9 protein-coding genes are annotated in these 7,609 nt (G+C 45.8%); all 9 read left to right on the top strand.

Annotation, left to right across the window (positions count from 1 at the left end):
• The first annotated feature begins 90 nt into the window (after positions 1-90).
• The 9 genes from AC3WRW_RS24450 (at position 91) to AC3WRW_RS24490 (ending at position 7,462) form a co-directional block, all read left to right on the top strand.
• Entirely contained in the window at positions 91-1,035 is a 945-nt protein-coding gene (locus AC3WRW_RS24450) for a DNA-directed RNA polymerase subunit alpha (protein WP_029196443.1), read from the top strand.
• 24 nt (positions 1,036-1,059) lie between these two features.
• Positions 1,060-1,425, top strand: a complete 366-nt coding sequence (rplQ, locus tag AC3WRW_RS24455) for a 50S ribosomal protein L17 (RefSeq protein WP_057304263.1) — start codon at positions 1,060-1,062, stop codon at positions 1,423-1,425.
• A 110-nt stretch (positions 1,426-1,535) separates the two neighbouring features.
• The gene (gene truA / locus AC3WRW_RS24460) at positions 1,536-2,297 is read left to right on the top strand and encodes a tRNA pseudouridine(38-40) synthase TruA (protein WP_492548853.1); all 762 of its coding nucleotides are present in this window, start codon (positions 1,536-1,538) and stop codon (positions 2,295-2,297) included.
• A gap of 174 nt (positions 2,298-2,471) precedes the next feature.
• Positions 2,472-2,909: a 50S ribosomal protein L13 gene (gene rplM, locus AC3WRW_RS24465; protein WP_127457525.1), complete on the top strand. Its 438-nt coding sequence runs from the start codon at positions 2,472-2,474 to the stop codon at positions 2,907-2,909.
• Positions 2,910-2,927: 18 nt separating this feature from the next.
• Entirely contained in the window at positions 2,928-3,320 is a 393-nt protein-coding gene (gene rpsI / locus AC3WRW_RS24470) for a 30S ribosomal protein S9 (protein ID WP_171683389.1), read from the top strand.
• Between the two features lie 268 nt (positions 3,321-3,588).
• Entirely contained in the window at positions 3,589-4,281 is a 693-nt protein-coding gene (locus AC3WRW_RS24475) for a phosphoadenylyl-sulfate reductase (protein WP_492548854.1), read from the top strand.
• 20 nt (positions 4,282-4,301) lie between these two features.
• A complete protein-coding gene (sat, locus tag AC3WRW_RS24480) occupies positions 4,302-5,474 on the top strand; it encodes a sulfate adenylyltransferase (protein ID WP_492548855.1) in 1,173 nt (390 codons plus the stop codon).
• Positions 5,475-5,545: 71 nt separating this feature from the next.
• Positions 5,546-6,307 (top strand): N-acetylmuramoyl-L-alanine amidase CwlD, encoded by a 762-nt coding sequence (cwlD, locus tag AC3WRW_RS24485; protein WP_492548856.1) that lies wholly within the window; start codon positions 5,546-5,548, stop codon positions 6,305-6,307.
• A gap of 57 nt (positions 6,308-6,364) precedes the next feature.
• Positions 6,365-7,462 (top strand): Mrp/NBP35 family ATP-binding protein, encoded by a 1,098-nt coding sequence (locus AC3WRW_RS24490; RefSeq protein WP_492548857.1) that lies wholly within the window; start codon positions 6,365-6,367, stop codon positions 7,460-7,462.
• Positions 7,463-7,609: the final 147 nt, after the last annotated feature.

The following is a 7,609-nucleotide window of genomic DNA, read 5'->3' on the forward strand; positions in this document are numbered from 1 at the left end:
GTGAATAATGGTTTGAAGGATAGGCATACTATGAAATTTTGAAACGAAGTATCCAGAGGGAAACGACGTATTGAATGGAGGGTACATTTCATGATCGAAATCGAAAAGCCAAAAATAGAAACCGTAGCATTAAGTGAAGACGGCGCTTATGGAAGATTTATCATAGAGCCGTTGGAGCGTGGCTATGGTACAACCTTAGGTAACTCACTACGTCGTATCTTACTGTCCTCTTTACCCGGGGCTGCAGTAACCTCTGTCCAAATCGATGGCGTTTTGCATGAGTTTTCAACGATTCCTGGCGTGCTTGAGGATGTTACGGAAATTATCCTTAATCTCAAAGGACTTTCGTTGAAAATTCACTCCGATGAGGAGAAAGTGCTTGAAATTGATGCAGAAGGAGAAGGAAATATTACTGCGGCTGATATTCGCGGTGATAGCGATGTGGAGATTCTTAACCCGGATCTGCATATTGCGACCTTATCTCCCGATGCACGTCTTCACATGAGAATTCATGCGGGCAGAGGACGCGGTTACGTCCAATCGGACAAAAATAAGCATGAAGAGCAACCAATTGGTGTGATTCCAATTGATTCGATCTACACGCCTATTACCCGAGTGAACTACAGTATTGAAAATACTCGCGTCGGCCAAGTGACGAACTATGATAAGTTGACTCTCGAAGTGTGGACCGATGGAAGTATCAGGCCAGAAGAAGCCGTGAGCTTGGGCGCCAAAATCTTAACTGAACATCTGAACTTGTTCGTCGGTTTGACGGATGAAGCGAAAGATGCTGAGATTATGGTGGAGAAGGAAGAAGATAAGAAAGAGAAAGTTCTGGAGATGACTATCGAGGAACTGGATCTATCTGTTCGTTCTTACAACTGCCTCAAGCGTGCAGGGATCAACACCGTACAAGAGCTTATTACCAAAACAGAAGAAGACATGATGAAAGTTCGGAACTTAGGTCGCAAATCGCTTGAAGAAGTTCAAGAAAAGCTCGAAGAGCTTGGTTTGGGTCTTCGTACCGAGGAATAGTCTTGTTAGAAGGAGGTTAATTCAATGAACTACAGGAAGTTGAACCGCGATTCCAGTAATCGTAAAGCATTGTTCCGTGATCTGGTTACAGATTTGTTCATACATGAACGCATTCAAACTACAGAAGCAAAAGCAAAAGAAATTCGTTCCATCGCTGAGAAGTTAATCACTCTTGCGAAACGCGGAGATCTTCATGCACGCCGTCAGGTTGCTGCTTTTGTTCGTAGAGAAGCTGCTAACGAGAATCAAGATGCGATTCAAAAACTTTTCTCCGATTTGGCTACTCGTTACTCCGAGCGTCCAGGTGGATACACACGTATCCTTAAACTGGGACCACGCCGCGGTGACGCAGCACCAATGGTATACCTAGAGCTAGTAGATCGCGCATAAAGACGGATGGGAAAGGGTGGACGGAATCATAGATTCTGGTGAAGCCCTTTTTTTGCAGTCTTTTGCCTGACCTGTAGAGGTAGGAAGGATGACTCATGGAGGAACAAGCCTTGAGAAATCTACGTTTTACCATAAGCTATGATGGCACAGCATATTCAGGCTTTCAGATTCAACCGAATGCAGATACGATTCAGCACCGGTTAGAACAGGCTGTTTATCTGCTGACTGGAGAGCAAGTAAAAGTAGCCTCATCGGGGCGTACTGATGCGGGTGTTCACGCCAAAGCGCAAGTTATTAATTTTACCACGAGCTCCAAGATTCCTGTGGAACGGTGGTGTTTAGCGTTAAACGCTAGATTGCCCAAGGACATCGTCGCTCATACGGCGGAAGAAGTCCTTCCCTCCTTTCACTCCCGCAAAGCTGCGAAACGTAAGACTTACTGCTATACGATTCGCTCGGCGCGCTTCCCTGATGTCTTTCACCGCAACTTTGAATACCATCACCCTACGCATTTAAATGTGGAAGCCATGAGAGAGGCGCTCCCTTGTTTGCTAGGAGAGCATGATTTCACTTCGTTTTGCACGGTGAGAACGGATAAGGAAGTGAAAGTGAGAACGCTCTACGAGGCTCGTATGGTGCTTGAAACCGATGAGCTGAGTGGAGAAGGATCCATTGAGCGGATTCGAATCATTGTGACGGGAAACGGCTTCCTGTATAACATGGTTAGGATCATTGTAGGAACGTTGATTCAGATCGGAGAAGGCAAGAGACCCAGCAGCGATATGCAGCGTATTCTCGAAGCCAGAAACCGGGCTGAAGCCGGACCTACGGCCGAAGCGATGGGGCTAATGTTGTGGCGAGTTGAGTATTAAAAAGCTCAAAACATGTCTTGCTTCTTCACTAGGTTTCGTGTAAAATATAACTTGGCGTTTCGTGATCGGCTACCCCACAGCCCCTGATCCGTAACTGCCACAACCAATCCATCGCTTATGTAAGTTAACAATAATAAATATGTATTTGAGATATATTTTCTAGGAGGATTCAGCATGCGCACGACATATATGGCGAAGCCAAATGAAGTAGAGCGTAAATGGTACATTGTTGACGCTGCAGGCCAAACACTTGGCCGTCTTGCAAGTGAAGTTGCTAGCATTATCCGCGGTAAGCACAAACCGGAGTTCACTCCACACGTAGATACTGGTGATTTCGTAGTTGTTATCAATGCTTCCCAAATTAAGCTTACTGGTAAAAAAATGCAAAACAAAATGTACTATCGTCACTCTTTGTACCAAGGTGGTTTGAAAGTGACTTCCGCTCAGGACCTGCTGAACAGCAAACCTGATCGCATGATCGAATTTGCCGTACACGGTATGCTTCCTAAGAACCGTCTTGGCGATAGCTTGAAAACTAAGCTTAAAGTATACGGTGGAGCAGAACACCCACATCTAGCACAACAACCAGAAGTTTGGAATCTTCGCGGTTAATATAAGGAGGAACGTTTCGTGGCACAAGTTCAATATTATGGAACGGGTCGTCGTAAACATTCGGTAGCGCGTGTGCGCCTTGTACCGGGTGAAGGACGCATCATTATCAACAAACGTGAACTAGATGAGTATTTCGGTCTAGAAACTTTGAAACTTATCGTTAAACAACCTTTGGCATTGACTGAAACTGTCGGTAAATACGATGTTCTGGTTCTTGCTAACGGTGGTGGAATCAGCGGACAAGCTGGAGCAATCCGTCATGGTATCTCCCGCGCTTTGTTGAAAGCTGATCCGGAATACCGTGGATCCTTGAAAAAAGCAGGATTCCTAACACGTGATTCCCGTATGAAAGAGCGTAAAAAATATGGATTGAAAGCCGCTCGTCGCGCTCCTCAATTCTCCAAACGTTAAGATCTTGCGCCTTTGGCGCTACAAAGAAACCTTTCTGGCCTACAGCCGGAAAGGTTTTTCTTTTACCCTCAGAAAGGTTTTATTCTTTTCATTGAAAAGTATTCTCATTTACAGCAAACTCCATGCTATATCCGAAGTTTTTTCACGAAATATGAAGTTAGTTAATACCAAAATGACGAAAAGTCATTGACAGGGGAAAGAACTCCGCTATAATAAAATTATAAATCATATGATAATACTCGGAATTAACAATGGAGGTAAATGGACCATGAATCTTTTTGAAAAAGAAGCCTTTGTAACGAAAGCGGCTGAAGAATTCGAGAACCAGTCACCGGAAGCGCTTTTGAAATTAGCTGTTGAAACCTTCTCCAGTCTAACGCTTGCTTGCAGTTTTGGTGCGGAAGATGTCGTGCTTGTGGATATGCTTCAGAAAATTAATCCAAATGTAGATATTTTCTACCTGGATACGAATGTTCATTTTCCTGAGACATATGATACTAGAGATCGCTTAGAGCAGCGCTATGGTACAAAGTTCGTCCAAGTTTTGCCGAAACTTACGCTTGAGGAGCAAGCGGAGAAGTTCGGCGATGAGCTCTGGAAAAGCGATGCGAACCAATGCTGCAACATTCGTAAAGTGGATCCGCTAACGGATATTCTCAAGAATTATGACGCTTGGATCACAGGAATCCGCCGCGATCAAGCGCCAACTCGTGCAAATGCCAAGAAAGTGGAGTACGACGTAAAATTCGGTCTTATCAAGTTCAATCCATTGGCTGGCTGGACTTCCGAAGATGTATGGAATTATATTCGCGAGAACGATGTGATTTATAATCCGCTGCATGACCGCAACTACCCGAGCATCGGCTGCACACACTGCACACGTCAAGTGGCAGAGGGCGAAGATCCACGCGCGGGTCGTTGGGCTAACATCGAGAAAACAGAATGCGGACTTCATAAATAAATTTATGGAGGTGCAACGTAATGACTACGATCGAACCGCATGGAGGCGAACTTGTCAATCGCCTGGTTCCGGCAGAACGAAGAGAAGAGTTTCTCAAACACGCGGCATCGTTGAAACAAATTCGTGTAAGCTCATGGACGATTTCTGATTTGGATCTTATCGCAGTAGGCGCATTTTCCCCGCTAACCGGTTTTCTTGATGAGGCAAACTACAAGACTGTCGTTGAAACGATGCGTCTTGTGGACGGAACAGTCTGGAGCATGCCAATTACATTGTCCATTGCTCCGGAAGTTGCTTCCTCGATTACAATTGGTGAGCAGGTCGCTCTTGTCGGTGAGGAAGATGGCGTTGCTTACGCCATTTTGGATGTGACGAGCATCTACACCGTTGACCAAGCGAATGAGGCAGTTAAGGTATTTAAAACCAGTGATATGGCACACCCAGGCGTAGATAAATTGTTCTCACGTTCATCTACATATATCGGTGGGCCTATTCAACTTTTGAACCGTCCTAGGCCTAAGAAGTTTGAAGAATTCTACTTTGATCCTTCAGAAACCCGCCGAATTTTTGCCGAGAAGGGCTGGAAAACGGTTGTGGGCTTCCAAACACGCAATCCGGTTCACCGTGCGCATGAATACATTCAAAAGTCAGCAATGGAAATCGTGGATGCATTATTCCTCAACCCGCTTGTTGGGGAGACGAAATCCGATGATATCTCCGCTGATGTTCGGATGCGAAGCTATCTTGTTCTGCTTGAGAATTATTATCCGCAGGATCGTACCTTCCTTGGGGTTTATCCGGCTGCTATGCGTTATGCAGGCCCTCGTGAGGCGATTTTGCATGCGATTGTTCGTAGGAACTATGGTTGTACCCATTTTATCGTAGGACGCGACCACGCGGGCGTAGGAGATTATTATGGCACGTATGAAGCTCAACAGATATTCGGCCATTTTACAGCAGAGGAGATCGGGATCACCCCGTTGTTCTTCGAACACAGCTTCTTCTGCACCAAGTGCGGCAACATGGCATCCAGCAAAACTTGCCCGCATGAGAAGTCTCTGCATCTGCACCTCTCCGGTACGAAGGTTCGCGGATTGCTTAGAGGCGGCGAGTGCCCTCCTCCGGAGTTTACCCGCCCAGAGGTCGCTCAAGTTCTGATTGAAGGCCTTAGAGACCCGGAATATCAAGTCTAAGCAAGGTATATTTGTCCACCCTGTCCCATATAGATGTTACAGAGTCTATGGGGAACAGAGGTGGATTTTTTATGCGCAAAAGGAAGAAGCGATTGGTCGTATGGCTAACTTTTCACAGCAGTCTTAAGTTAGGGCTTTCGGCCTTGCTGGTTGCACTAGTTGTTTTTATTTATGCCTATGAGCTTCCGGCGACGAAAACTTGGTCAGATTGGACTTTGCCGTTATCGGGTAAAACCATTGCTTTGGATGCAGGGCACGGAGGCCCGGACGGCGGTGCTTCCAGTAAAGAAGGTGTAATTGAGAAAGATATCAATTTAGCGATCACTTTGCAATTACGCGACTATTTGCAGCAAGCCGGGGCGCTCGTTGTGATGACTAGAGAAACGGACACGGATCTGGCCGATCCCGGAACGAAAGGCTATAGCAAAAGGAAAACGGAAGATCTACACAATCGCGCAGACATGATCAATGATAAAAAAGCGGATATGTTTCTGAGCGTACATTTGAACAGCATTCCATCGCCAAAATGGAAAGGCGCACAAACGTTCTACTATACGAATAATCCGAACAATCCGAATCTTGCTGCGTTAATCCAGCTGGAGCTGAAAAGAAATTTGGAAAATACGGATCGTGTCGCCAAACCGGCGGACAAAACGGTGTACTTGCTAAAAACGCTCAAAATTCCAAGCGCCTTAGTAGAAGTAGGTTTTCTATCAAATCCAGAGGAAGCCAGACTGCTTGCCGATGAAAAATACCAGAAGAAGGTCGCTGCCTCCATCTACCAAGGCGTTCTTAGATTTTATGCCGGGGAGAAAGTGGGTTCTGAATCATAATGTGATATAATAAAGGCCACTAATATAATTTCGATCTCTGAATAAAGGTGAGTGGCTATGATAAATAAAGATCAGCTATTGGAAGCATTGAAACCTCTGCAAGAGCCTCGATATAACAAAAGCATTGTGGAGCTCAATTTAGTTCGGGATATTTTGATTAAAGAAGAAAGTGTCTCGCTAAGCTTGATTGTGGCAGCAGAGGATGAGACATTCAAAGAAACGGCGAAGACTTTTATTCGAGAAAAGATAGAAGGGCTGGGAGCGCCGCAAGTACATATTCGTTTCAGACAAATGACGGATTATGAGCGCAACCAAATCGAAGAGCTGTATAAACCGGAAGCAGAGGCGTCTAAGCAGACTAAGCCTGTCCAGCCTCCGATTGACCAACCGATCCTGGGAGAAGGCTCCAAAGTACAGTTTATCGCTGTTGCGAGCGGCAAGGGCGGCGTAGGCAAATCGACGGTTACTGTTAATTTAGCTGTCGCTTTGGCTCGTCAAGGGAAGAAAGTAGGCATCATCGATGCGGATATTTACGGCTTCAGCATCCCGGATATGATGGGGATCGAGGAGCAGCCTAAGCTTGTTGATAATGTGATCATGCCGGTGGAGAGATTCGGCGTGAAAGTGATATCTATGGGCTTCTTTGTACAAGACAATGCGCCGGTTATTTGGCGTGGCCCGATGCTTGGGAAGATGCTGCGCAATTTCTTCAACGAAGTGAATTGGGGAGATGTCGAATACATTCTCCTCGATCTTCCGCCAGGTACTGGGGACGTTGCGTTAGATGTGCATCAGCTTATTCCTCAAAGCAAAGAAGTGATTGTCACTACGCCACATGCAACAGCGGCATTCGTAGCGGCTAGAGCAGGGGCGATGGCCATTCAAACGAACCACGAAGTTTTGGGGATTGTGGAAAACATGTCCTACTATGAATGCAAAGATTGCGGCAGCAAAGATTTCATATTCGGCAAAGGCGGCGGTGCCAGGCTGGCAGATGACTTGCACAGCGAGTTGCTAGCTCAAATCCCGTTGGGAGCTCCTGACAATCATATTTCGGAAATAGATTATTCGCCATCCGTTTACAAGCAAGATTCCAAAACCGGACAAATCTATTTGGATATGGCCGCGAATATCATCGCAAAATTAGAAAAGTAAACAAAAGGGCTGTCGGAGAATACCTCCGTTAGCCCTTTTTGGTATGCTACTGTGAATCGGATGAGCCTGAGTCTTTCTTTTTCTTATCGGAATCTTGGGAATCGCTTTTGTCGTCCTTCTGTTTGTCTTGTCCGCTGTCCCCTCCGC

The organism is Paenibacillus sp. FW126-R14 (assembly GCF_058789495.1).